This window comes from Pseudarthrobacter sp. B907, assembly GCF_040137805.1.
GTDB lineage: Bacteria > Actinomycetota > Actinomycetes > Actinomycetales > Micrococcaceae > Arthrobacter.
This window is the reverse complement of sequence record NZ_JBEEQE010000015.1, coordinates 58389-81495: the sequence shown is the minus strand read 5'-3', so window position 1 is coordinate 81495 and position 23107 is coordinate 58389. Positions and strand designations below refer to the sequence as shown.

The following is a 23107-nucleotide window of genomic DNA, read 5'->3' as shown; positions in this document are numbered from 1 at the left end:
GTGGGTCAGAGGGCGGACTCGAGGATCCGGGTCTTCGGGGCACCTTTGAGCGCAGGGGCCATATCGGAGGAGTTCCAGACCTTTGTCTGCAGGTTCGCGAGCAGCGACTCAGCCTGGGCGCGCTGCTCAAAATCAAGTTCGACCACCACCGAGTGCGGATCGTCCACCGGGCGGCTGACCCGGTGTGCGGTGACTCCAGACGCGGCACGGTTCACCGGGTCGCGGTCGAACGCGGCCTTCCACACGTCGAAGTCCGTAATTGCGTGTTCTATCTGCAAGGTGTACATCGCTATCTATCCTTCCGGCTGCAGGTCCCTGGGGTGACGGGATGCTTCCAAGCTACGCGCGGAAGGGGACGTGCGGTATCCCCAAACTCCGTTCGGCCCGGGGGGCGGCTACCCGCCTGCGAACGGCGGCAGCACGTCGACGACGTCGTCCGCGGACAGGACCGCCGCGCCGTTCCGGACCGCCACCTCGTTGAGCAGGAAGCTGGACCGGGCCAGGATGCGGGCCAGCGGCGGGGTGCCGGCCGGCGGCTCGGGCCGTTCGACGGCGAGGATCGCCTCCAGCAGGCCGGCCAGCGTGGCGCCGTCGGCGAGGTCGAACTTCTCCTCGTCCAGGCCTGCGGCGGCGCGCGCGGCAGCGAAGTAACGTACGTTCACGGGTGGTTCAGCCTCCGATGGCGCTCATGCTGCGGTCCGGCTGGACGAAGTCCGGAGCGTCCAGTCCGACGTGGTCCATGCCGTGGGCCTTGGGCTTGAGCCACATGGCATCCTGCCAGCGCTCGGCAAGCTGATCGTCGCTGGCGCCCCCGCGGAGCAGCCCCAGCAGGTCGATTTCCTCGCGGGAGAACAGGCAGCTCATGATCTTGCCTTCCGCGGTGATGCGGGTGCGGCGGCAGTCCGAGCAGAACGGCTCGGTGACCGAGGCGATGATCCCGACGGTGCCCAGCACGGGTCCGGTGGCCTGGTCCGTGCCCGGCACGCGGGCGCGGACCTCGAAACGCTCGGCCGGGGCGCCGTCGCGCTCCCGCGGATCCGTGCCGAGCACATAGTCGACGGAGAGCAGGTCCCTGATCTCCGCGGCGGTAATCATGTTCCGGCGGGTCCAGCCGTGGTCCGCGTCCAGCGGCATCTGTTCGATGAAGCGCAGTTCGTAGCCGCGGTCCAGCGCCCAGGCCAGCAACGAGGGGGACTCGGCGTCGTTGATGCCACGCATCAGGACGGCGTTGAGCTTCACCGGGCCCAGCCCGGCCGCCCAGGCGGCGTCCACGCCGGCGAGGACCCGGTCCAGGAAAGGGCGCCGGGTCAACTTGGTGAAGGTTTCCTCATGGAGTGAATCCAAGGACACGTTGATCCGGGTGAGGCCTGCGGCCTTCAGCCCGGCCGCCTTCTTGTCCAGCCCGACGGCGTTGGTGGTCATGGAGATCGGAAGCTCCGGGTGCCCCTGGCGCAGGGCGGAAATGATGTCCAGGAGGTCGGCCCGGACCAGCGGTTCGCCGCCGGTCAGCCGGAGTTCCCGCACGCCCAGCATGTCGACCCCGATCCGGACGATCCGCACGATTTCCTCCGCGGTCATCACGGCCTGCTTGGACAGCCATTCGAGGCCTTCGGCCGGCATGCAGTAGCTGCAGCGCAGGTTGCATTTGTCCGTCAGCGAGAGCCGCATGTCGGTGGCCCGGCGGCCGTAGCGGTCCAGCAGCCCGGCAGGCATGCCGGCGGGGCGTCCGGCCGGCTGCGGCGCGGGCGCGCCGGAGCCGCCCTCCGCCCGGGGCTGGGGCATGCCAAGCTGAACACTCATACCGTCAGGCTACGCCACTGCGGGCCAGGCATCACGCCCCAGAGCCAACGAACTGGCGCCAGCGAACTTATGCTGGAAGGGTGAACACGTCCCGGGCCGCTTCGGCAGCGGCCCCCAGCGGAACCCTGCAGCCGGTCAAGCGGCGCCCTCAACTGTGGGCCGCCGCGTCCGGGGTGGCCGCCGTCGGCGCCGGCGTTGTGCTGGGAGAACTGGCGGCCGCGCTGGTCAGCCCCTCGGTGTCACCGGTGACGGCTGTGGGCGGGGCTGTGATCGACGCCGCCCCGCCGGGCGTCAAGGACTGGGCGGTCTCGCTCTTCGGCACGGCGGACAAACTCGCGCTGCTCGCCGGTATGTCCCTGGTGATCGCGGCGCTGGCGGCGCTCGCCGGAGTCCTGGAGCGGCGCCGCCGTTTCGCCGGCCTGGCCGTGGTCGCAGTCTTCGGGCTCGCAGGTGCCGCCGCCGTGCTGGGCCGGGCGGAGGTCACTGCCATCGCCGTACCCGTTCCGCTGCTCGACGCCGCGGCGGGCATGATGCTGCTGCGCTGGCTGGTCCGGAAGCTCAGGCAGTGGCAGGAGGCCGGTGTGACGGACGGCCCCGCCCGGCGCCGGTTCCTGCAGTCCCTGGGGGTAGCCGGCGCCGTCGTCGCCGTCGGGGGAGCGCTGGCGTCCACGGTGCGCGGAGCGGCGGCAGCCGTCGCGGAGCTTCGCGGCAAACTCGTGCTTCCGGCCCCCGCCTCGGCCGCGCCGCCGCTCCCGGCCGGGACCGAGCTGTCCGTGGCCGGGCTGGGCCCCCTGGTGACCCCGAACAAGGACTTCTACCGGATCGACACCGCGCTGCGCGTCCCGCTGGTGGACCCGCGCGACTGGAAGCTGAAAGTCACCGGGCTGGTGGAGCGCGACGTCGAACTGGACTTCGCCGCCCTGCTCGCCAAACCCCTGACCGAGCGGCACATCACCATCGCCTGCGTCTCCAACGAGGTCGGCGGGGACCTGATCGGCAACGCGCGCTGGCTCGGCTGGCCGGTCCGGGAGCTGCTGGCGCTGGCCGGGCCGAAACCGGGCGCGGACATGGTGCTCTCCCGCAGCGTGGACGGCTGGACGGCGGGAACCCCGCTGGAGGTGCTCACGGATACCCGGGATGCGTTGCTGGCGGTGGGGATGAACGGCGAACCGCTGCCGCTGGAGCACGGGTTCCCGGTCCGTCTCGTGGTGCCCGGGCTCTACGGCTACGTCTCGGCGACCAAATGGGTGACCGAACTGAAAGTCACCCGGTTCGCGGACGACGTTGCCTACTGGACCCCGCGGGGCTGGAGTGAGCGCGGACCGATCAAGACCTCGTCACGGATCGACGTGCCGCGTCCCGGGCGCAGCGTGCCCGCCGGGGCGGTGGACTTAGGCGGCGTGGCCTGGGCCCAGCACCGCGGCATCGCAAGGGTGGAGGTGCGCGTGAACCGCAGCGAGTGGCAGCAGGCCGAACTGGCGCCCGCGATCTCCACGGACACCTGGCGGCAGTGGAAACTGAGCCTGCCGCTGGGTCCGGGCCGGTACGAGGTGCAGGTCCGCGCCACCGACCTGGACGGCGCCGTGCAGGTGGAGGAGCGCGCCCCGGTGGCGCCCAGCGGGGCCACCGGGTACCACACGGTTACAGTGGACGTGAAGTCCTAGCCCGCCGAGCCGAAGGTCACGAACCCTATGCACCGCACCGCGAACAGGCCCGCCACCGTCGAAGCTCACCGGGACAAGGTCCGAGCGTTGCTGGCGCCGCTCGCCGCCCGCGTGGACACGGTCCCGCTCCGGGAGGCGCTGGGCCGCGGGCTGGCCGCCGACGTCGCGGCGCCGCTGGACCTCCCGCCCTTCGCCAACTCCCAGATGGACGGCTTCGCCATCCGCAGCGCTGACGTGCCCGACGGCGGCGCCGAGCTGCGCGTTGTGGCCCCCGTCCCGGCCGGCGCCGAACCCGCCGCGCTGCGCCCCGGCACCGCCGCGCCCATCATGACCGGCGCCATGATCCCGTCCGGGGCCGACGCCGTTGTCCCCATTGAGCAGGCCGTGCCCGATTCGTTCCCGGAGCCCGGGGCGGCCGTCACGGTCCGCCTGCCCGCGGCCCCGGCGGGCACCTTCGTCCGCGCTGCCGGCAGCGACATCGCCGCCGGCGAGCCGGCCCTGGCCGCCGGGACCTTCCTGGGACCAGGGCAGCTGGGCCTGCTCGCCGCGCTCGGCCAGACCGAGGTGCCCGTGCACGCCGTGCCGAGGGTCCTGCTGGTCACCACCGGCGACGAGGTTGTGGAACCGGGCAGCCCGCTGGGGCCCGGCAAGATCTACGACGCCAATGGCACCCTGCTCGAATCCGCGCTGCGCCAGGCCGGGGTGCAGGTGGCGCGGACCGGCATCTCCGCCGACAACCCCGCGGAACTCGCGGCCCTGCTGCACCGGCACGCGCCCGAGGCGGACCTGATCATCACCACCGGGGGAGTCAGCAAGGGCGCCTACGAGGTGGTACGGCAGGCGCTGGCGGGCCACGACGTCGAATTCGGCCCGGTGGCGATGCAGCCGGGCGGCCCGCAGGGCATCGGCAGCTTTGACGGCGTACCCGTCCTCGGCTTCCCGGGGAACCCGGTGAGCTGCCTCGTTTCCTTCGAAATGTTCCTCCGGCCCGTACTGGCGGAACTGTTCGGCTCGCCAGCGCCCCGCACGGTGGTCCGGGCCCGGCTGGCCGAGGCGCTGACCTCCCCGGAGGGCAAACACCAGGTCCGGCGCGGCACCCTCGGCCCGGACGGCGCCGTCCGGCTGGAAGGCGGCCCCGGATCACACCTGGTCCACGCCCTGGCCCGGTCCAACGCCTTGGTGCAGGTGCCGGTGGGAACCGCGGCGCTCGCCGAGGGCGACGAGGTGGAAGTATGGATCCTGTGAACGAAGCAGAAACCCCCGACAAGCCCGTCCTGACCCATCTGCGGCAGGACGGCACCGCCCAAATGGTCGACGTGTCCAACAAGGCCGAGACCACGCGGGAGGCCACGGCCACCGCCACAGTCAACAGCACCGCCGAGGTCCTGTCCCTGCTCGGCGCCGGTGAGCTCCCCAAGGGCGATGCGCTGGCCGTCGCGCGGGTTGCCGGGATCCTGGCCGCCAAGAAGACTCCGGACCTTATTCCGCTCTGCCACCCGCTGCCGATCACCAAGGTCACCGTGGACTTCGAGCTCGACGCCGCCTCGGTCACCGTGTTCGCCACGGTCAAGACCCGCGGCGTGACCGGGGTGGAGATGGAAGCGCTCACCGCCGCGTCCGTCGCGGCCCTGAGCGTGTACGACATGATCAAGGCCGTGGACAAGCACGCGGTCCTGACCGACATCAAGGTGCTGGCCAAAAGCGGCGGCAAGAGCGGGGACTGGACACTGTGAGCAGCACCGAACCGCACCGCCACGGCGAAGCGACCGGCCGGAAGGCCGGCATCGTGATCGCCTCCACCCGCGCCGCCGCCGGGGTCTACGAGGACCTCACCGGCCCGGTCATCCTCGACTGGCTGACCGAGCACGGCTTCGAGGTCTTTCCCGCGCTGGTGGTGCCCGACGGCGAGCCCGTCGGCGCCGCCCTGCGCGCCCTGCTGACCCAGGCCCCGGCCGTCATCATCACCAGCGGAGGCACCGGCCTGAGCCCCACCGACGCCACCCCGGAACAGACGCTGCCGCTGCTGGACCGCGAGATTCCCGGCATCATGGAGGGACTGCGCGGCGCGGGCACGGCCAAGACGCCGATGGCCATGCTGAGCCGCGGCCACGCCGGAGCCGCCGGCAGCACCTTCATCGTCAACCTCCCCGGCTCCCCGAAGGGCGTCATGGACGGCCTGGGTGTGCTGGATCCGATCATCGGTCACCTCTGCGACCAGCTGGAAGGCAGCCATGGGCACTGAATCCGCATTTGAAGTCGTGCACGCCGTCCTGGCCGCCGAGCCCATCTCGGTGGACCAGGCGATCGCCGCGGTCGAGTCGGACACGGCCGGCGCCGTGGTGAGCTTCAGCGGCGTCGTCCGCAACCACGACGGCGGCAAGCCGGTGGCCAGGCTCAGCTACAGCGCCCATCCCACGGCGCACCAGGTGATGGCCGACGTCGTCGCGCAACTCGCCGCCGAGCACTCGCCCGCCGACGGCCCCGGCCAGCCGGTCCGGATCTGGGCCGCGCACCGGACGGGCATGCTGGAGATCGGCGACCCCGCCCTGGTCTGCGCCGTCTCGGCCGCGCACCGCGGGCAGGCCTTCGCAGTGTGCGCCGAGCTCGTGGACCGGATCAAGGAACAGGTGCCGATCTGGAAGGAACAGTTCTTCGCCGACGGCACCGTCGAGTGGGTCGGCGCGGGCGGGTAAGACCAGTCGGCGCGGGCGGTAGCTCCCGCCCTGGGCAGGCCGGTAACGCAGCCGTCCCGGTTCCGGTGCGGGCCGGCACCGGCGGTAGGGTTGATGCCATGACCGAACAACTCGCCGTCGCCGTCCTGGGCGCGAACGGGCGCATGGGCGCCGAGGCCGTCAAAGCCGTGGAAGCCGCCGAAGACCTGAAGCTCGTCGCGGCCCTGGGCCGCAATGACTCCCTCGACACCCTGGTGGACTCCGGCGCCCGCATCGTGGTGGACCTGACCGTGCCGGAAAGCACCGAGGCGAACGTCCGCTTCGCCGTCGAACACGGCCTGCACGCCGTCGTCGGCACCACCGGCTGGGACGACGAGCGGCTGGCCCGGCTCGAGGCGCTCCTGGCCGCCAATGCCGGCGTCGGCGTCCTCATCGCCCCGAACTTCGCCCTCGGCTCGGTCCTGGCCTCCGCCTTTGCCGCGAAAGCCTCCTGCTACTTCGAGTCGGTCGAAATCATTGAGCTGCACCACCCGGACAAGGTGGACGCGCCCTCCGGGACCGCGGTGCGGACCGCCGCGCTGATCGCCGCGGAACGCGCCGGCGCCGGCGTCGCCGCCAGCCCGGACGCCACCACCAGCGAGCGCCCAGGGGCGCGCGGCTGCGACGTCGACGGCGTCCGCGTCCACAGCGTCCGGCTGCGCGGCCTCGTCGCGCACCAGGAAGTGCTCCTCGGCGGGCCGGGGGAGCAGCTGACGTTCCGCCACGACTCCTTCGACCGGGCCTCCTTTATGCCCGGCGTGCTGCTGGGAGTGCGCAACGTCGCGGCGCACCCGGGGCTCACCGTGGGCCTGGACGGTTACCTGGACCTGGGCCTCTAATGGCCAACGTCCTCTCGGCATTCAAGGCCAACCGCACTAAAATCTGGGTGGGCGCGGTGACGCTCCTGCTGGTGTTCTACCTGGTGGTGTCCCTGCAGCGGTCCCTGCTGTTGCTCTCCGATCCCAACTTGGTGGCGAAGGCCCTCGGACTGGCCTACCTGGTCCTGCCGATAATCGGAGCCTGGGCCCTGGTGCGGGAACTGCTGTTCGGCTCCCGGACCGAGCGGCTGGCCAGGATCCTCGAGGCCGAAGGCGGACTGCCGGAGGACACCCTGCCGCGCACCCCGGCCGGCCGGATTGTCCGTGAGGCCGCCGACCTGGAGTTTGAGAAGTACCGGGCGGAAGCCGAGGCGGCGCCCGGGGACTGGCGCTCCTGGTTCAGGCTCAGCTGTGCCTACGACGCCGCCGGGGACCGCAAACGCGCCCGCGCGACCATGCGCGACGCCGTCCGCCTCTTCCGTGACGGTTCCCCGGCGGCCGGCGCCTAGCGGAGTTGGGTACCCCGGCCACGGCCGACTCGGTTAAGGCCCAGCTGGCCGCGGCCGAGCTGGTTGGCGGTATGCCCCAGCCATTCCAACGGCCCGCGCCAGGACAGCGCCGCGAAGGCGGAGCCCAGTACCAGCACCGCCAGGGCCTGCGCCCAGTACACCCCCTCGACGGTCCAGCCGGCGGGCAGGGGATTGTTGTACAGGGAGGCCATTACGCACAGGTGCGCCGTGTAGAGGCTCAGCGTCAGCGCGCCCGCACCGCGCAGGGGCAGCAGTAGGTCCAGCTGGATCCAGTCGGCGAGCCGTCCCAGCAGCAGGAACACGCCCACGGCCGCCGCGGCCACCCCGGAAGTGTGCAGCAGGTCCAGCGTGGTGCCCGAATGCGGGGCGCTGGACGCCAGCCACCAGGCGGACCCGGACTGCTCTATGCCCGCGAGGTTGACCTGCAGCAGGCTCGCCAGCGGATACGCCGGATCACCCAGCGACTCCTGCAGTGCCGCCCGGCCGCCCCAGTCCTCCATTAGCACCACACTCAGCCACTTGGCCAGAACCGCGGTGATGGTCCCCGCGGCCAGCAGGAGCGCCGGGACCGCCGCCGTCGAGAGGGCCAGCCGGCCGATCGCGAGGCCGATCAGGAGGTAGGCGAGCCACTGCAGGACGGGGTAGTAGCCGGTCAGGAACAGGTCCCCTAGCAGCCGCGCCGGGGTGGCCAGGTCGTCCCAGCCGGGATTGTGGCCCAGCTGCAGGGGCGGCTCGGCGGCCAGCAGCCACGGCCGCAGCAGGTAGGCCAGGACCGGGCTGGCCAGCTCCCACGCCGCGGCCAGGGCCCAGAGCCGCCGCGGACGCAGCCCGACAAAGGGCAGCACACAAAGAAACAGCAGCGCATAGTGGACCAGGATGACCGCGATGTTGATGTCCAGCCCGCCGAGCGAGAGCCCGACCGCGCCCACCACCAGCGCCCGCAGGGCAATGCCGCGGCGGGCCGCCCACAACTCACTCCCCTCCGGTGGACGTTCCTTTCCGGTAGACAGCGCCAGCCCAATCCCCGCGAGTACGGCAAACAGCGCCGCCGCACGCCCGGAGAAGGTCAAGCCGATCCAGGTGGGGGTGAGCTGCGCGTCGGATTCGAACGTGGGCAGCACATGGGTTGCCATCATGCCCAGCAGCGCGAGGCCCCGGGCGGCGTCGATGCCCGCCAGCCGGGCTGCGGCGGCCTTGCCCCGGGCCGTCCCGGAGCGTGGAGCCGTTCCGCGCGAGGTCATCTGTCGATCGTCTCATGCCCGGCCCGCCGGCGGCGCCGGGCCCGCGGACGCCGACGACGGCGGCGCCACGGGCGGCGGCTGGCGCACGCTACCTGGCGCGCGCTACCGCCGCTGCGCGGCGGCTCCGAACCAGGCCGGCAGGTGCCGGAGCAGCTCGTCCTGGTCCTCGCCGATCCAGGCGACGTGGCCGTCCGGCCGGAGCAGGACCGCGGGCGCGTCCAGTTCCGCGCTGACGTCCGCGACGTAGTCGATCCGGTCCGCCCATCCCGCCACCGAGAGTCCACCGGTCTGATCCAGGAGCAGCCCCCGGCCTTCGCGGGTGAGTTCGTAGAGCCGGCCGCGCCGCAGCGGGATGTCGCGCAGCCGCCTGCCGAGCAGGCCCGGCCCGGCCCCGAAGTCGTAGCGGACCCCGATCCCGGTGATCTTCTCGGCCACCAGGCGCCGGACGTCCTCGAAATCCATCAGCTCGGTCAGCAGCCGGCGCACTGCCCGCGGGCCCGGCTCCGGGGAGAGCAGTTCGCTCTGGACGCGGGTGAGGGACAGTACATCGTCAGCGACCGGGCGGCGCTCGGCGCCGTAGCTCTCCAGCAGCCCGTCGGGTGCCCACCCGTTGACCTCGGCGGCGAGTTTCCAGCCGAGGTTAAAGGCGTCCTGGATGCCAAGGTTCAATCCTTGGCCGCCGAGCGGCGGATGGACGTGCGCGGCGTCGCCCGCAATCAGCACCCGGCCCCGCCGGTAGTCGTCGGCAAGCCGGGTGGCGTCGCTGAAGCGGGAGAGCCAGCGCGGGGAGTGGGCGCCGAAGTCCGTGCCCGCATACGCGCGCAGCTGGGTGCGCAACTCCGCCAGGGTCGGCGGGACTGAGCGGTCCTCGGCCACGGTCGCCGCGGGGACGACGGCACGCTGCAGGCCGTTCCCGGCCGGGCCGACGCCGAACCCCTTGTGGGTCTTGCGCACCTCCTCGACGACCTTTGCTATTTCCTCCGGCGGCGCGGTCACCTCGACCTCGCCGAGGATCCACTCGGTCCTGGCTGGTTCGCCGGGGAAACCGATGCCGAGCAGCCGGCGCACCAGGCTGCGTCCGCCGTCGCAGCCGACCAGCCAGCGCGTCCGCAGCCGGGTGCCGTCGGCGAGGTCGACGTCCACCCCGTCCGCGTCCTGCGCGAAGCCCGCCAGCTCGCAGCCCCGGCGGACCTGGGCGCCGAGTTCGACGGCGCGCTCGGCGAGCAGGCGGTCGGTGACCGGCTGGGGCAGACCGAGGACGTAGCCGTGTGCAGTGTCCAGGTCCGCCGGCGGGGGTGTGTCGATGCCCGCGAGGCGGCCGCCGGCGCCGGGATACTGCTTCCCGTGGGCGAGGAACCTCTCCAGCAGCCCGCGCTGGTCCATGATTTCGATGCTCCGCGGGTGCAGGCCGAGCGAGCGGACCTGTTTGCCGGGCTCCGCGTCCCGCTCCAGCACGAGCACCTCCACATTGTGCAGCCGCAGCTCGCTGGCCAGCATCATCCCCGTCGGACCGCCGCCGCTGATGATCACGTCGTACATACGCCCATCCCTCATCCCTGACAACACTCCTGTTCCTGCGGCTCCGAATCGCTGGCCGCCCCAGGGGGCCCCGTCCGGTGTCAGCCGTCACGGCGCTCTGGCCCGGCCAACCATTGTCGCCGCCGGCAGGGGCCTTGCGGCAAGCCCCCTGCCGGGCCGTATCCTGAAAGTGGCAGGAGCACCCCACGCCCGGCCAAGCCCCCACACACACAGGAGCCGGCAAGCTCACCGGGCACTGTCGAAGAATCCTTGTATTCGAATATATGTTCGAATACCATGACGGTATGAACCACACACCAGAGCCTTCACCCCGCTCCGCCAAGGAACACGGCTCCGCCAAGGCACAGAGCTCCGCCGAGGCACACATTCCCGCGAAGGCGGACGGCGTGCTCAAGGCGATGAGCCCCGGCGTCGTTGATTTCCTGTTCCGACGGCTGGTCGCGGGGGAGTCGGCGGAAGACGTCCAATGGCACCGGGAAGGCACGGTCCTGTCCGCCCAGGTGCCCGGCGCTGAACTGGCCCGCCGGCTCGCGGAGACGGACCTCGAGGCGCTCACCCCCACCGAACTGTTCCACTACGTGCGCGCCGCGCAGCGGCTCTCGGCCTGGGCAGAAGGCCTGCGCGAGGAGGCCGTCAGCCGCTACTGCGCCGTTCCGCCGTCGCATCCCGGTCCGCCGGCAGCCACAGCGCGGGAGGGCCGAATTTGACGCGCATCACGCCGCCGCCATTGTCCTAACAAGCCGGGGACAGGGTAACGTTTTTCCTATGGCCGACTCTGACATTCGCTCTTACACGTTTGGAACCCTCGTGACCGCCATGGTCACCCCGTTCACCAACGACGGTGAGGTCGACTATCAGCAGTCCGCGGAACTGGCCAACAAGCTCGTCGACGACGGCAACGACGCCCTCGTAATCTCCGGCACCACCGGCGAGACCTCCACGCTGGAAGACGACGAAAAAGAGAAGCTTTTCCGGGTCATCGTCGACGCCGTCGGGGACCGGGCCAAGGTCATCGCCGGCACCGGTACCAACCACACCTCGCACTCGATCGAGATGGCCAAGCGCGCCGCCAAGGCAGGCGCCCACGGCCAGCTGATTGTCACCCCGTACTACAACAAGCCGAGCCAGGCCGGGATCCAGGCCCACATCGAGGCCGTCGCCGACGCCGCGGACCTCCCCGTGATGGTCTATGACATCCCGGGCCGCGCCGGCGTGCCGATCCTCCCGGAAACCATGATCCGGCTCGCGGACCACCCCCGCGTCGTCGCCCTCAAGGATGCCAAGGCCGACTTTGCCGCCGTCACCCGCGTGATGGCGAACACCGATCTGGACGTCTACTCCGGCGACGACGGCCTGACCCTGCCGTGGATGGCCGCCGGCGCCGTCGGGCTCGTCAGCGTCTCGGCGCACGTGGCCACCAAGCAGTACCGTGCGATGATCGACGCCGCACTTGCAGGCGATTTTGCCACCGCCCGCACCATACATTTCGAACTGGACCCCGTGGTCCGTGCAGTGATGACCCACATCCAGGGTGCTGTTGCTGCGAAGCAAGTTCTTAAGTGGCAGGGAGTCCTGCCCAACTCGGTTGTCCGTTTGCCCCTCGTGGAGCCGGGCGAAGCCGAGATCGAAACGATCCGCGAGGACTTGGCGGAAGCGGGACTCGTCTACTCCTGACCCGGCAGCCATGCCTGGTCAGGAACGGACACCTCCTGCTCCGCCTGGAAAGTAGTGCACTATGACCCAAACCGCCCTTCCCGGCCTTGTCACGCCGCCGAAACTGCCCAAGAACACCCTGCGGATCGTGCCGCTCGGCGGCCTCGGGGAGATCGGCCGCAACATGACCGTCTTCGAAATCGACGGCAAGCTGCTCATCGTTGACTGCGGCGTCCTCTTCCCCGAGGAGACCCAGCCCGGCGTGGACCTGATCCTGCCCGATTTCTCCTACATCGAGAACCGCGTGGACGACATCCTCGCCGTCATCCTCACACACGGCCACGAGGACCACATCGGCGCCGTCCCGTACCTGCTGCGCCTGCGCAACGACATCCCCATCGTCGGCTCCCAGCTGACCCTGGCCCTGATCGAGGCGAAGCTCCAGGAGCACCGGATCAAGCCGAACACCACGATCGTGAGTGAAGGCCAGGTCCAGAAGTTCGGCCCCTTCGAATGCGAATTCGTGGCCGTCAACCACTCCATCCCGGACGCCCTCGCCGTGTTCCTGCGCACCGCAGGCGGCACCGTGCTGCACACCGGTGACTTCAAGATGGACCAGCTCCCGCTCGACGGCCGGATCACCGACCTGCGCCACTTCGCCAAGCTCGGCGAAGAAGGCGTGGACCTGTTTATGTCCGACTCCACGAACGCCGACGTCCCCGGCTTCACCACCGCGGAAAAGGAGATCGGCCCCACCCTGGACCGGCTCTTCGGCCAGGCCTCCAAGCGCATCATCGTGGCCTCGTTCTCCTCGCACGTGCACCGCGTCCAGCAGGTCCTCGACGCCGCCGCGAACCACAACCGCAAGGTCGCCTTCGTGGGCCGCTCCATGGTCCGCAACATGGCCATCGCCGCGAAGCTTGGCTACCTCGAGGTGCCGGCCGGCATCCTGGTCGACATCAAGAACATCGACAACCTGCCGGACAACCGCGTGGTCCTGATGTCCACCGGCTCCCAGGGCGAACCCATGGCCGCGCTGTCCCGCATGGCGAACGGCGACCACCGCGTCGTCGTCGGCCAGGGTGACACCGTGATCCTGGCCTCCAGCCTGATCCCGGGCAACGAGAACGCCGTCTTCCGCATCATCAACGGCCTGCTCAAGCTCGGCGCCGACGTCATCCATAAGGGCAACGCGAAGGTGCACGTCTCCGGCCACGCCGCCGCGGGCGAGCTCCTCTACTGCTACAACATCCTCGAGCCGCTCAACGCGATGCCGGTGCACGGCGAGACCCGCCACCTGATCGCCAACGGCAAGATCGCCCTCGAATCGGGCGTCCCCGAGGAGAGCATCCTGCTGGCCGACAACGGCACCGTCATCGACCTCCGCGACCACCAGGCCGACGTCGTCGGCCAGGTCGAGGTCGGCTTCGTCTACGTGGACGGCTCCAGCGTCGGCGAGGTCACCGAAGCGGACCTCAAGGACCGCCAGACCCTCGGCGATGAAGGGTTCATCTCCATCATCACCGTCATCCACCGCGCCACCGGCAAGGTTGTCTCCGGACCGGAAATCCACGCCCGCGGCGTGGCCGAGGACGACTCGGTCTTCGACGAGATCATCCCCAAGATCAACGCCGCGCTCGAGGAAGCCGTCCAGAACCGCGACCACACCTCGCACCAGCTCCAGCAGGTTGTCCGCCGCGTCGTCGGCACCTGGGTCAACCGCAAGCTGCGCCGCAAGCCCATGATCATCCCGGTGGTCCTGGAAGCGTAGGCGCCGCACCCGGGCGCCAGACCCGGGCAGGGACACTGCACCGAAACGGCCCTCCCCGCCGGCCCCGCCTTCCGCGGAGCCGGCGGGGAGGGCCGTTTCCGTTTCCGGCCGGCCGCCCGCGGTCCCGGACCGGCGCCTCCCCGGAGGTCCAACATGATCCCGCCCGCCCCGGAAATCCGCGGGTTCCCGCCCGGCGTCCGGTACCGTTGCGGGTATGGCGACACGCACCTCCTCCGCGCCTAGAGGCAACTCAAGCGGCAGCTCCAGCGGCAATTCCAAGGGCAACACCGGCGGCTCTTCCGGCCGGGGCTCGGGCGCAGCCGCGTCCAGGACCAGCCGCACGCAGGGGACCGCGCGCACCCGGCAACTGGCCGCCGTCGAACCGCGGCAGCCCTGGCTGGTGCGGGTGGTGGCCGGAGCCTGGCTGGGGATCGGCCACGTGGTGGGTGCCGGCGTCCGCCGGATCGGCCACGACGTCAGCGACCTCGACCCGGCGGAGCGCCGCGACGGCGCCGCCCTGTTCAACCTCGCCCTCGGCGCGTTCATCGCCACCTTCGCTTGGTGGGGCTTCAAGGGCTGGTTCCCCGACGCGGTCTTCGGCATCGTCAACGGCACCTTCGGCTGGATGTCCCTGCTGCTGCCGCTGATGCTATTCGTCTGCGCCTTCCGGCTCTTCCGCCAGCCGGTGGACGGCCGCGGCAACAACCGGATCGGCATCGGCTTCCTCATCATGACCTTCGCCGGCTGCGGCCTGGCGCACGTCATCGGCGGCCAGCCGACCGTCGCCGACGGCTTCGACGGCCTGCGCCGGGCCGGCGGCATGCTCGGCTACCTCGCCGCCGCGCCGCTGGCCACCATCCACGCCGCGGTGCCGCTGGCCCTCTACGGCCTGCTCGCCTTCACCTCGCTGCTGATCGTCACGGCGACCCCCTTCGGGGCCATCCCCTCCCGCATCCGGGGCGCCTACGAGCACCTGATGGGCATCGACCTGCAGGACCACGACGAGGACCACGACGCCCACGACCGCAGCTACCTGTACGAAAACGACGCCCCGGCGCCCAAAAAGAAGCGCAAGCGCCTCTTCGGCAAGGACCACGACGACGACGCCCGGCTGGAAGGCTACGTCGGAGACGAAGCGTTCGAACACGCCGTCGTCGACGGCGACGACGAAACAGCAGCCGGTGCCGGGAGCGCCAAGGGTAAGGGCGCCAAGGCCGTGGCACCCGGCGTGCGGCGGCCCACCCAGGCCGAGATCGCCGTTGAGAAGATCAAGGCAGCCCAGGGCCTCGGGACAGCCGCCACCGCGGCCGGTGCCGTGGGGGAGAACGCCACCGAGGCGATCCCGCTCGTCACCCCGGGCATGGTTGCCGCCGGCTCCCTGAACCCCGGCGCCGCCGCCCCCAAGGTCCCCGCCAACCCCGTCGCACCCGCGCCGCTGCCCACCCCGATCCCGCAGCGCACCGAACAGCTCTCGCTCGCCGGCGACGTCACCTACACGCTGCCGGCCTCGGACATGCTGACCCCCGGCTCCATCCCCAAGGAACGCACCGAGGCCAACGACGCGATCGTTGCCTCGCTGACCGAGACGCTGACCCAGTTCAACGTGGACGCCCAGGTCACCGGCTTCAGCCGCGGCCCCACCGTCACCCGGTACGAGATCGAACTCTCCCCGGGCACCAAGGTGGAACGCGTCACCGCGCTGTCCAAGAACATCTCCTACGCCGTCGCCAGCTCCGACGTCCGGATCCTCAGCCCCATCCCGGGCAAGTCCGCCATCGGCATCGAAATCCCGAACACGGACCGCGAGACCGTCTCCCTCGGCGACGTGCTCCGCAGCCAGAACGCCCGCCGCACCGACCACCCCATGGTCATGGGCGTCGGCAAGGACGTCGAGGGCGGCTACGTCGTGGCCAACCTCGCCAAGATGCCGCACCTGCTCGTGGCCGGCGCCACCGGCGCGGGCAAGTCCTCGTTCGTGAACTCGATGATCACCTCCATCCTGATGCGCGCCACCCCCGACGAGGTCCGCATGGTGATGGTGGACCCCAAACGGGTGGAGCTGACCGCCTACGAGGGCGTCCCGCACCTGATTACCCCGATCATCACCAACCCCAAGAAAGCCGCCGAGGCCCTCCAATGGGTGGTCCGCGAAATGGACGCCCGCTACGACGACCTCGCGAACTACGGGTTCAAGCACATCGACGACTTCAACAAGGCGGTCCGGGCCGGCAAGGTCCACCCGCCGGAGGGGTCCAAGCGCGTCATCCGCCCTTACCCGTACCTGCTGGTGATCGTGGACGAACTCGCCGACCTGATGATGGTGGCCCCGCGCGACGTCGAAGACTCCATCGTCCGCATCACCCAGCTGGCCCGCGCCGCCGGCATCCACCTGGTCCTCGCCACCCAGCGGCCCTCCGTCGACGTCGTCACCGGCCTGATCAAGGCCAACGTCCCGTCCCGGATGGCCTTCGCCACTTCCTCGGTCACCGACTCCCGCGTGGTCCTGGACCAGCCGGGCGCGGAGAAACTCATCGGCCAGGGCGACGCGCTCTTCCTGCCGATGGGCGCCTCCAAGGCGATGCGTGTGCAGGGCGCCTGGGTCACGGAATCCGAGATCCACAAGGTGGTCGAGCACGTCAAGGGCCAGCTCAAGGCCGTCTACCGCGACGACGTCGCCCCCGAGGCGGAAAAGAAGCAGATCGACGACGACATCGGGGACGACCTCGAGGTCCTGCTGCAGGCCACCGAGCTGGTCGTCACCACCCAGTTCGGCTCCACGTCGATGCTGCAGCGCAAGCTGCGCGTCGGGTTCGCCAAAGCCGGCCGCCTGATGGACCTGCTCGAGTCCCGGGGAGTGGTGGGCCCCTCGGAAGGGTCCAAGGCCCGCGACGTCCTGGTCAAGCCGGACGACCTGGCCGCGGTCCTGGCCGCCATGAAGGGCCAGGACGGGCCGGTCGCCGCGGATTCCCAGACCGCCGCGCTGAGCGAGAACGCCCACGCCAACATCGCCCAGGGCGGCTACGCCGAGGACCTGGTCGCCGCGGACCTGGACAACCGCACCCAGTCGATCGACTATCACGACGGCGGCTCCGGGGACGAGGACGGCTCCGAGGACGCCTGGTCGCTCACCGGACGGTAACCGGCGGAGACGGTAGCCTAGGAAGGTGACTAGCGCCGAAACCAACGCCGGGTCCGCCCCGCGGATCTGGAACCTGCCCAACATCCTGACGATGCTGCGGATCGCGCTGGTGCCCTTTTTCGTCTGGTTCCTGGTCGCCGATGCCCCTGGCCTCGCCGCCCAAAACGGACCGTGGCGCTGGGCCGCCGTCGTCGCCTTCGCGGTGGCGATTTACACCGACAAGCTCGACGGCGACATCGCCCGCAGCCGCGGCCTCGTCACCGACTTCGGCAAGATCGCGGACCCGATCGCGGACAAGCTGCTGATCGGCTCGGCCCTGGTGATGCTCTCGCTGCTCGGCGAACTGCCGTGGTGGGTCACCGTCCTGATCCTGGTCCGCGAATGGGGCGTCACGGCGCTGCGGTTCTTCGTTATCCGCTACGGCGTCATCCCCGCCTCCCGCGGCGGAAAGCTCAAGACCGTGGTCCAGACCGCGGCGATCTTCCTCTACGTCATGCCGCTGGCCTCGATCGCGCCGTGGCTGGGATTCGTGGCCTTCGCGGTCATGATGGCGGCCCTGGCGATCACGGTCTGGACCGGTGGCGAATATGTCGTCGAGGCCCTGAAGCTGCGTGCCAGCGGCATCCGGGCCCGGAAACAGCAGGTCCAGGAGGGAGCGCCGTGAGCACTCCGCAGCCCGGCCCCCACCCGCGGCTCCACCCCAACCTCCACCGCCTCGCCGGGCAGGCCGTGGCCGGCGCCATCGAGCGCGGCCTGACCGTGGCCACGGCGGAGTCCCTCACCGCCGGCATGGTGGCCGCCGTGCTGGCCGACACGCCCGGCGCGTCCGCCATGTTGCAGGGCGGCGTCGTCGCCTACGCGAACTCCGTCAAGGCGGACGTCCTCGGGGTATCCCGCGAGGTCCTGGCCGCCGCCGGCTCGGTGGACGGTCAAGTCGCCGCCGCGATGGCCTCGGGCGCGCGCGCCGCCTGCGGCGCCGACGTCGGGGTGTCAACCACCGGCGTGGCCGGCCCGGAGCCGCACGACGGCAAGGACGTGGGAACCGTCTACATCGGCCTCGCCACCGCTGAGGGCGCGACGTCGTTCGCGTACCGCTTCGAAGGATCCCGCCAGGAGATCCGGGCGCTGGCCTGCGGCGCCGCCCTGGAACGCCTGCTCGAAGCCCTGTCCCCGGCAGGCTACCGCGGGTAAAGTTGCCGGGAACAAAAGTTGATTCCGAATAGTTGTTACATTGTGTCGCCCCGGAATAAGGGTGGCGCCTAGGATGAAGTCATTACAACGTTCGCCCTCAACAGCGAACCGAACATACGAGGGAGCAAGGCGATACAGATGGTAAAGCAGCCCGTATCCGTAAACGGCGTTGTCCGCTGGAAGGATGTGGGCCTCGCCGATCAGGCAAAGAGCGAACAGAAGGAGCGCAAGATGGTTGTACTTCGTCACGAAATCGGTGATGTCCTGCGCGATGTCCGCCAACGCCAAGGCCGTACCCTCCGCGAAGTCTCGCACAGTGCCCGTGTATCCCTGGGCTACCTGAGTGAAGTGGAACGCGGCCAGAAGGAAGCCTCCTCGGAGCTGCTCTCCTCGATCTGCTCGGCCCTCGACGTCCCGCTCTCCAGCATGCTCCGCGAAGTCAGCGACCGCGTTGCCGTGGCCGAGGGCGTTGCGGTACCGGACACCGTGCCGCAGGAATTCGCCCAGCGCTACGGCCGTGACCTTGACCGTGAGCTCAACACCGAGCTGAACGACGAGCTGGCCACCGGCCTGCTCTCCGGGGCGCACTAAGCCCCACTCCATTACTTTCAGAGGGAAGGTCCCCGGCGGTGTGCCGGGGACCTTTTCCGTGTCCGAGACGGGTGCCGAAGGGGCCGGCCGGGACGGGAACTAGAGGTCTTCGTCCCGCGGGAAGCCGTCGCGTTCGTAGCTGGCGTTGAGCTTGGCCATATAGCCGGCAAAGGCTTCAAGTTCGCCGGTGGGCCACTCCGCCAGCCGCTCGCGGAAGACCTCGCGCCGGGCATCCTGGACCAGGTGCATCTTCTCCTCGCCCTGGGCGGTCAGGCTGATGGCCTGGGCTCGGCCGTCCAGCGGGTCTGCCTGCTTCGAGACGAGCCCGAGGCCTTCCAGGAACGCGACCTGGCGGCTCACCGAGGGCTTGCCGACGCCGATGCAGGAGGCCAGCTCGGTCAGCCGGATGGGACCCTTGGTCCGCAGCACCGACAGCAGGCCGTAGGCGGCCGGCTCCATCTCCGGATGGACCTGCCGGGAGAGCCGCTGGGACATGGACCGGGCACGCCGCCAGAGCAGGCTCAGCTGGTGTTCGACGGCGGCCAGCGCCTCCTCCGGGGAAGCGTCGCCGGTCCCGGAAATGTGCGCCGGATCCGGGGCGGCTTCGCGTGGGGTGCTCATAGCAACCATTCTAGGGTCCGCGCCCGTGAGAGACTTTATTGGTGAGAATCAGCGACTTCTGGCGGCTTATGGACGACGAGTTCGGGGCGGGATATTCCCGTGTCCTCAGCAGCTCCCTGGTACTGGCCGGCGTCGGCGGCCGCACCGCGGACCAGGCGCTCAGCGCCGGGGTGCCGCCCAGGCAGGTCTGGCTGGCGATCTGCGACGTGCAGGACGTTCCCGCCGAGCGCCGGCTCGGCCGCGACGTCAAGCCCCGCGGGTAGGGCCCGGCGGCCGCCGGTCCGTCCGGGTCCGGCCCTGACACGCCGCCGGATTGTTCGAATATCTGTTCGGGTCCGGCTATGCTTTTTTCAGAGCGTTTTCCACATACGCGACGGCGGCGGCAACTTTGTCAGTGGCTGCCACTAGCGTCAGTGATGACATAACAACGGCCACGACGGCCACTCTCCAGCGAGAAAGTATCAGAGGTGTGAATCATGGCCGCAGCCCCGGATCGCCAGAAGGCGCTCGACGCAGCGCTTGCCCAGATTGACAAGCAGTTCGGCAAAGGCTCCGTTATGCGCCTGGGCGATGAAGTCCGTGCGCCCATCGAGGTCATCCCGACCGGCTCCATCGCGCTGGACGTGGCGCTCGGCATTGGCGGCCTGCCCCGCGGCCGTATTGTCGAAATTTACGGGCCGGAATCCTCCGGTAAGACCACGGTCGCGCTGCACGCCGTCGCCAACGCCCAGCGCCAGGGCGGCATCGCCGCGTTCATCGACGCCGAACACGCCCTGGACCCGGAATACGCCGCCAAGCTCGGCGTCGACACCGACGCGCTGCTGGTCTCCCAGCCGGACACCGGCGAGCAGGCGCTCGAAATCATGGACATGCTGATCGGCTCCGGCTCGCTGGACGTCATCGTCATCGACTCCGTCGCCGCCCTCGTGCCCCGCGCCGAAATCGAAGGCGACATGGGCGACAGCCACGTGGGCCTGCAGGCACGGCTGATGAGCCAGGCCCTGCGTAAGATCACCGGCCGGCTGAGCCAGACCAAGACCACTGCCATCTTCATCAACCAGCTGCGCGAGAAGATCGGCGTGTTCTTCGGCTCCCCGGAAACCACCACCGGTGGCAAGGCGCTGAAGTTCTACGCCTCGGTCCGCATCGACGTCCGCCGCATCCAGACCCTCAAGGAGGGCGCGGACTCCGTGGGCAACCGCACCAAGGCCAAGATCGTCAAGAACAAGATGGCCCCGCCCTTCAAGATCGCCGAATTCGACATCATCTACGGCCAGGGCATCTCCCGCGAGGGCGGCATCATCGACATGGGCGTCGAACACGGCCTGATCAAGAAGTCCGGCTCCTGGTTCACCTACGACGGGGACCAGCTGGGCCAGGGCATGGAGAACTCCCGCCGGTTCCTGCGCGACAACCCGGAGCTCGCCGCCGAACTCGAGCGCCTGATCAAGGAAAAGCTCGGCGTTGGCGTCAAGGCCGCCGACGCGGAGGAGTCACCGAAGCTGAAGGCCGTTGACGGCTTCTAACCGCCGGGCCTCGGCCGCACGACGCCGCCAGGGGTCAGGGTTCCCTTCCCGGAATCCTGGCCCCGGCGTCGTTGACGGCACCGAAGGCCCCGGAACCTCGGGCCCGACGGCTCCGCGGGCCCGGCCGGCGCCGGAGCAGGACGCCGACGCGGATCCCGCCGCGGTAGCCCGCGCCGTGGTGCTACGGCAGCTGACCAACTCGCCCAAGAGCCGGCTGCAGCTCTCCCGCAAACTGGCTGAGCGCAACATCCCGGAAGAGGTCGCCGAGGCCGTCCTCGACCGCTTCGAAGAAGTCCGCCTGATCGACGACGCCGAGTTCGCCGACATGTGGGTCCGCAGCCGGGCTCAGACGCGCAAGCTTGCCAAGGGTGCGCTGCGCCGGGAGCTGGCCGAGAAAGGCATCGACCAGGAGACCGCCGCCGGCGCCCTCGAACAGCTCAGCGACGAGGACGAGGAAGCCGCGGCCCGGGACCTGGTGGAGCGCAAGCTGCGGAACGCCCGCGGCCTGGGAGACCGTGCGGAGCGGGACAAAACCGTCCGCCGGCTCGCGTCCATGCTGGCGCGCAAGGGCTACCAGCCGTCCCAGGCCTTCCGGATCGTCGGGGAGGCCGTGGACGCGTCGATCGCAGAACCGGCCGACGGCGCCTGACGCGGCCGGCCGGCACAGCGGCACGGCGGCCCGCGGCGGCATCGCCCGAAAAACCGGCCGCAGCGAACCGGTACCCTTAACAGGTGAGTTTGACCATTCCTAGCCCAGCCCCCGGCGGTACCCCCTCCCCGGATGAGAAGCCCGCGGACCGCACCTACCAGGTGCGGACCTTCGGCTGCCAGATGAACGTCCACGATTCCGAACGGATGTCCGGCATGCTCGAAGCCGCCGGCTACGTGCGCTCCGAGGGCGAGCTGGCCGACGTCGTCGTCTTCAACACCTGCGCGGTGCGGGAAAACGCCGACAACAAGCTCTACGGCAACCTCGGCATTCTCCGCCCGGTGAAGGAAGCCAACCCGGGCATGCAGATCGCCGTCGGCGGCTGCCTCGCACAGAAGGACCGCGAGACCATCCTCAAGAAGGCGCCCTGGGTCGACGCGGTCTTCGGAACCCACAACGTCGGCGCGCTGCCCGCCCTGCTCGAACGCGCCCGCCACAACAACGAGGCGCAGCTGGAAATCCTCGAGTCCCTCGACGTGTTCCCCTCCACGCTGCCCACCAAACGCGACTCCGTCTACGCGGGCTGGGTTTCCATCTCGGTCGGCTGCAACAACACCTGCACCTTCTGCATCGTTCCGGCGCTGCGCGGCAAGGAAAAGGACCGGCGGCCAGGAGACATCCTCGCCGAGATCCAGGCCCTCGTCGACGACGGCGCCATCGAAGTAACCCTGCTGGGCCAGAACGTCAACTCCTACGGCGTCGAGTTCGGCGACCGGCAGGCGTTCTCCAAGCTGCTGCGCGCCTGCGGCGAGATCCCCGGCCTGGAACGCGTCCGGTTCACCAGCCCGCACCCGGCAGCGTTCACCGACGACGTCATCGACGCCATGGCCGAGACCCCCAACGTGATGCCGCAGCTGCACATGCCGCTGCAGTCCGGCTCGGACAAGGTGCTCCGGGAGATGAAACGGTCCTACCGGTCCGCCAAGTTCCTCGGCATCCTGGACAAGGTCCGGGAGAAGATCCCGCACGCCGCCATCTCCACCGACATCATCGTCGGCTTCCCCGGCGAAACCGAGGAGGACTTCCAGGCCACCCTCGACGTCGTGGAGAAATCCCGCTTCGCCACCGCCTTCACCTTCCAGTACTCCAAGCGGCCCGGCACACCGGCCGCCGAGCTCCCGGACCAGCTGCCCAAGGCCGTGGTGCAGGAACGCTTCGAACGGCTCACCGCGCTGCAGGACCGGATCGCCGCCGAGGAGAACGCCCGCCAGCTCGGCCGCCGCGTGGAGGTTATGGTGACCGCCCAGTCAGGCCGCAAAGCCGGGGAAACCCACCGCCTCTCCGGCCGTGCGCAGGACCAGCGGCTGGTGCACTTCTCCGTGCCCGCCGGCGCCGAAACGCCCCGCCCCGGAGACCTCGTCACCGTGACCATCACCGAGGCCGCGGCATTCCACCTCGTGGCCGACCCGGCGTCGGCCGCGGACTACAGCCTGCGCCGCTCCCGCGCAGGCGACGCCTGGGACCGGTCCCAGGCCGATTCCTGCGGCGCCCCGGCCCCCGGCGGAGCCAACGCCGGAGCCAGAGCCGGAGCCGGCGGCAGCACCGGCGGCACGTCCATCGTGCCGCTGGGCATGCCGAGCCTTCCGCTGCGCGCCCGCTAGTT

General features: G+C 70.1%; 24 protein-coding genes. 18 read left to right on the top strand and 6 right to left on the bottom strand.

All coding sequences use genetic code 11. The annotated features are described in order from the left end of the window. Positions 1-5 precede the first annotated feature (5 nt). The 3 genes from ABLI39_RS13320 to moaA form a co-directional block, all read right to left on the bottom strand. Complete coding sequence (locus ABLI39_RS13320; protein ID WP_349413899.1) at positions 6-287, bottom strand: hypothetical protein; 282 nt, start codon at positions 285-287, stop codon at positions 6-8. Between the two features lie 108 nt (positions 288-395). After that, a complete protein-coding gene (locus ABLI39_RS13315; RefSeq protein ID WP_349413898.1) occupies positions 396-662 on the bottom strand; it encodes a MoaD/ThiS family protein in 267 nt (88 codons plus the stop codon). 7 nt (positions 663-669) lie between these two features. Next, positions 670-1800 carry a GTP 3',8-cyclase MoaA gene (gene moaA, locus ABLI39_RS13310; RefSeq protein ID WP_349413897.1) on the bottom strand — a complete coding sequence of 377 codons (1131 nt, stop codon included), beginning with the start codon at positions 1798-1800 and terminating at the stop codon, positions 670-672. A gap of 80 nt (positions 1801-1880) precedes the next feature. On the opposite strand from moaA, the gene ABLI39_RS13305 reads away from it, so the two are divergent. The 7 genes from ABLI39_RS13305 to ABLI39_RS13275 all read left to right on the top strand — a co-directional run bounded on the left by ABLI39_RS13305 (position 1881) and on the right by ABLI39_RS13275 (position 7502). Then, complete coding sequence (locus tag ABLI39_RS13305; RefSeq protein ID WP_502935230.1) at positions 1881-3464, top strand: molybdopterin-dependent oxidoreductase; 1584 nt, start codon at positions 1881-1883, stop codon at positions 3462-3464. 27 nt (positions 3465-3491) lie between these two features. Next, complete coding sequence (locus tag ABLI39_RS13300; RefSeq protein WP_349413896.1) at positions 3492-4709, top strand: molybdopterin molybdotransferase MoeA; 1218 nt, start codon at positions 3492-3494, stop codon at positions 4707-4709. Then, positions 4697-5197: a cyclic pyranopterin monophosphate synthase MoaC gene (gene moaC / locus ABLI39_RS13295; RefSeq protein ID WP_349413895.1), complete on the top strand. Its 501-nt coding sequence runs from the start codon at positions 4697-4699 to the stop codon at positions 5195-5197. Before ABLI39_RS13300 ends, moaC begins: the two co-directional genes overlap by 13 nt. Further along, positions 5194-5706, top strand: a complete 513-nt coding sequence (locus ABLI39_RS13290) for a MogA/MoaB family molybdenum cofactor biosynthesis protein (protein WP_349413894.1) — start codon at positions 5194-5196, stop codon at positions 5704-5706. Before moaC ends, ABLI39_RS13290 begins: the two co-directional genes overlap by 4 nt. Beyond that, positions 5696-6157: a molybdenum cofactor biosynthesis protein MoaE gene (locus ABLI39_RS13285; protein WP_349413893.1), complete on the top strand. Its 462-nt coding sequence runs from the start codon at positions 5696-5698 to the stop codon at positions 6155-6157. Before ABLI39_RS13290 ends, ABLI39_RS13285 begins: the two co-directional genes overlap by 11 nt. A gap of 98 nt (positions 6158-6255) precedes the next feature. After that, on the top strand, positions 6256-7014 hold the full coding sequence (gene dapB, locus ABLI39_RS13280; RefSeq protein WP_349413892.1) for a 4-hydroxy-tetrahydrodipicolinate reductase: 759 nt from the start codon (positions 6256-6258) through the stop codon (positions 7012-7014). Continuing rightward, positions 7014-7502: a hypothetical protein gene (locus ABLI39_RS13275; protein ID WP_349413891.1), complete on the top strand. Its 489-nt coding sequence runs from the start codon at positions 7014-7016 to the stop codon at positions 7500-7502. Before dapB ends, ABLI39_RS13275 begins: the two co-directional genes overlap by 1 nt. Here the strand turns inward: ABLI39_RS13275 and ABLI39_RS13270 are convergent. Together ABLI39_RS13270 and rox are read right to left on the bottom strand one after the other, a co-directional pair. Then, on the bottom strand, positions 7499-8764 hold the full coding sequence (locus ABLI39_RS13270; protein WP_349413890.1) for a heparan-alpha-glucosaminide N-acetyltransferase domain-containing protein: 1266 nt from the start codon (positions 8762-8764) through the stop codon (positions 7499-7501). The two genes, ABLI39_RS13275 and ABLI39_RS13270, sit on opposite strands and share 4 nt — an antisense overlap. 102 nt (positions 8765-8866) lie before the next feature. Beyond that, the gene (gene rox / locus ABLI39_RS13265; protein ID WP_349413889.1) at positions 8867-10303 is read right to left on the bottom strand and encodes a rifampin monooxygenase; all 1437 of its coding nucleotides are present in this window, start codon (positions 10301-10303) and stop codon (positions 8867-8869) included. A 284-nt stretch (positions 10304-10587) separates the two neighbouring features. Between rox and ABLI39_RS13260 the strand changes: the two genes are divergently transcribed. The 7 genes from ABLI39_RS13260 to ABLI39_RS13230 all read left to right on the top strand — a co-directional run bounded on the left by ABLI39_RS13260 (position 10588) and on the right by ABLI39_RS13230 (position 18648). Next, positions 10588-11010 (top strand): hypothetical protein, encoded by a 423-nt coding sequence (locus tag ABLI39_RS13260; RefSeq protein ID WP_349413888.1) that lies wholly within the window; start codon positions 10588-10590, stop codon positions 11008-11010. 58 nt (positions 11011-11068) lie between these two features. After that, positions 11069-11977, top strand: coding sequence for a 4-hydroxy-tetrahydrodipicolinate synthase (gene dapA / locus ABLI39_RS13255; RefSeq protein ID WP_349413887.1), 909 nt, complete (start codon positions 11069-11071; stop codon positions 11975-11977). A 61-nt stretch (positions 11978-12038) separates the two neighbouring features. Next, on the top strand, positions 12039-13727 hold the full coding sequence (locus ABLI39_RS13250; RefSeq protein WP_349413886.1) for a ribonuclease J: 1689 nt from the start codon (positions 12039-12041) through the stop codon (positions 13725-13727). Between the two features lie 214 nt (positions 13728-13941). Next, complete coding sequence (locus tag ABLI39_RS13245) at positions 13942-16866, top strand: FtsK/SpoIIIE family DNA translocase (RefSeq protein WP_349413885.1); 2925 nt, start codon at positions 13942-13944, stop codon at positions 16864-16866. 25 nt (positions 16867-16891) lie between these two features. Further along, positions 16892-17530 (top strand): CDP-diacylglycerol--glycerol-3-phosphate 3-phosphatidyltransferase, encoded by a 639-nt coding sequence (gene pgsA, locus ABLI39_RS13240; protein ID WP_349413884.1) that lies wholly within the window; start codon positions 16892-16894, stop codon positions 17528-17530. Next, positions 17527-18057 (top strand): CinA family protein, encoded by a 531-nt coding sequence (locus tag ABLI39_RS13235; RefSeq protein ID WP_349413883.1) that lies wholly within the window; start codon positions 17527-17529, stop codon positions 18055-18057. The genes pgsA and ABLI39_RS13235 overlap by 4 nt, the downstream gene beginning before the upstream one ends. 138 nt (positions 18058-18195) lie before the next feature. Continuing rightward, on the top strand, positions 18196-18648 hold the full coding sequence (locus tag ABLI39_RS13230) for a helix-turn-helix domain-containing protein (RefSeq protein ID WP_146337956.1): 453 nt from the start codon (positions 18196-18198) through the stop codon (positions 18646-18648). A 99-nt stretch (positions 18649-18747) separates the two neighbouring features. On the opposite strand, the gene ABLI39_RS13225 is transcribed toward ABLI39_RS13230, so the two are convergent. Continuing rightward, on the bottom strand, positions 18748-19269 hold the full coding sequence (locus ABLI39_RS13225; RefSeq protein ID WP_349413882.1) for a MarR family winged helix-turn-helix transcriptional regulator: 522 nt from the start codon (positions 19267-19269) through the stop codon (positions 18748-18750). Between the two features lie 41 nt (positions 19270-19310). On the opposite strand from ABLI39_RS13225, the gene ABLI39_RS13220 reads away from it, so the two are divergent. The 4 genes from ABLI39_RS13220 (at position 19311) to miaB (ending at position 23105) form a co-directional block, all read left to right on the top strand. Beyond that, a complete protein-coding gene (locus tag ABLI39_RS13220; protein WP_349413881.1) occupies positions 19311-19532 on the top strand; it encodes a DUF3046 domain-containing protein in 222 nt (73 codons plus the stop codon). A gap of 213 nt (positions 19533-19745) precedes the next feature. Continuing rightward, the gene (gene recA, locus ABLI39_RS13215; RefSeq protein WP_146337953.1) at positions 19746-20795 is read left to right on the top strand and encodes a recombinase RecA; all 1050 of its coding nucleotides are present in this window, start codon (positions 19746-19748) and stop codon (positions 20793-20795) included. Between the two features lie 175 nt (positions 20796-20970). Then, the gene (locus tag ABLI39_RS13210) at positions 20971-21444 is read left to right on the top strand and encodes a regulatory protein RecX (RefSeq protein ID WP_349413926.1); all 474 of its coding nucleotides are present in this window, start codon (positions 20971-20973) and stop codon (positions 21442-21444) included. An 83-nt stretch (positions 21445-21527) separates the two neighbouring features. Next, entirely contained in the window at positions 21528-23105 is a 1578-nt protein-coding gene (gene miaB / locus ABLI39_RS13205) for a tRNA (N6-isopentenyl adenosine(37)-C2)-methylthiotransferase MiaB (protein WP_349413880.1), read from the top strand. Positions 23106-23107 lie beyond the last annotated feature (2 nt).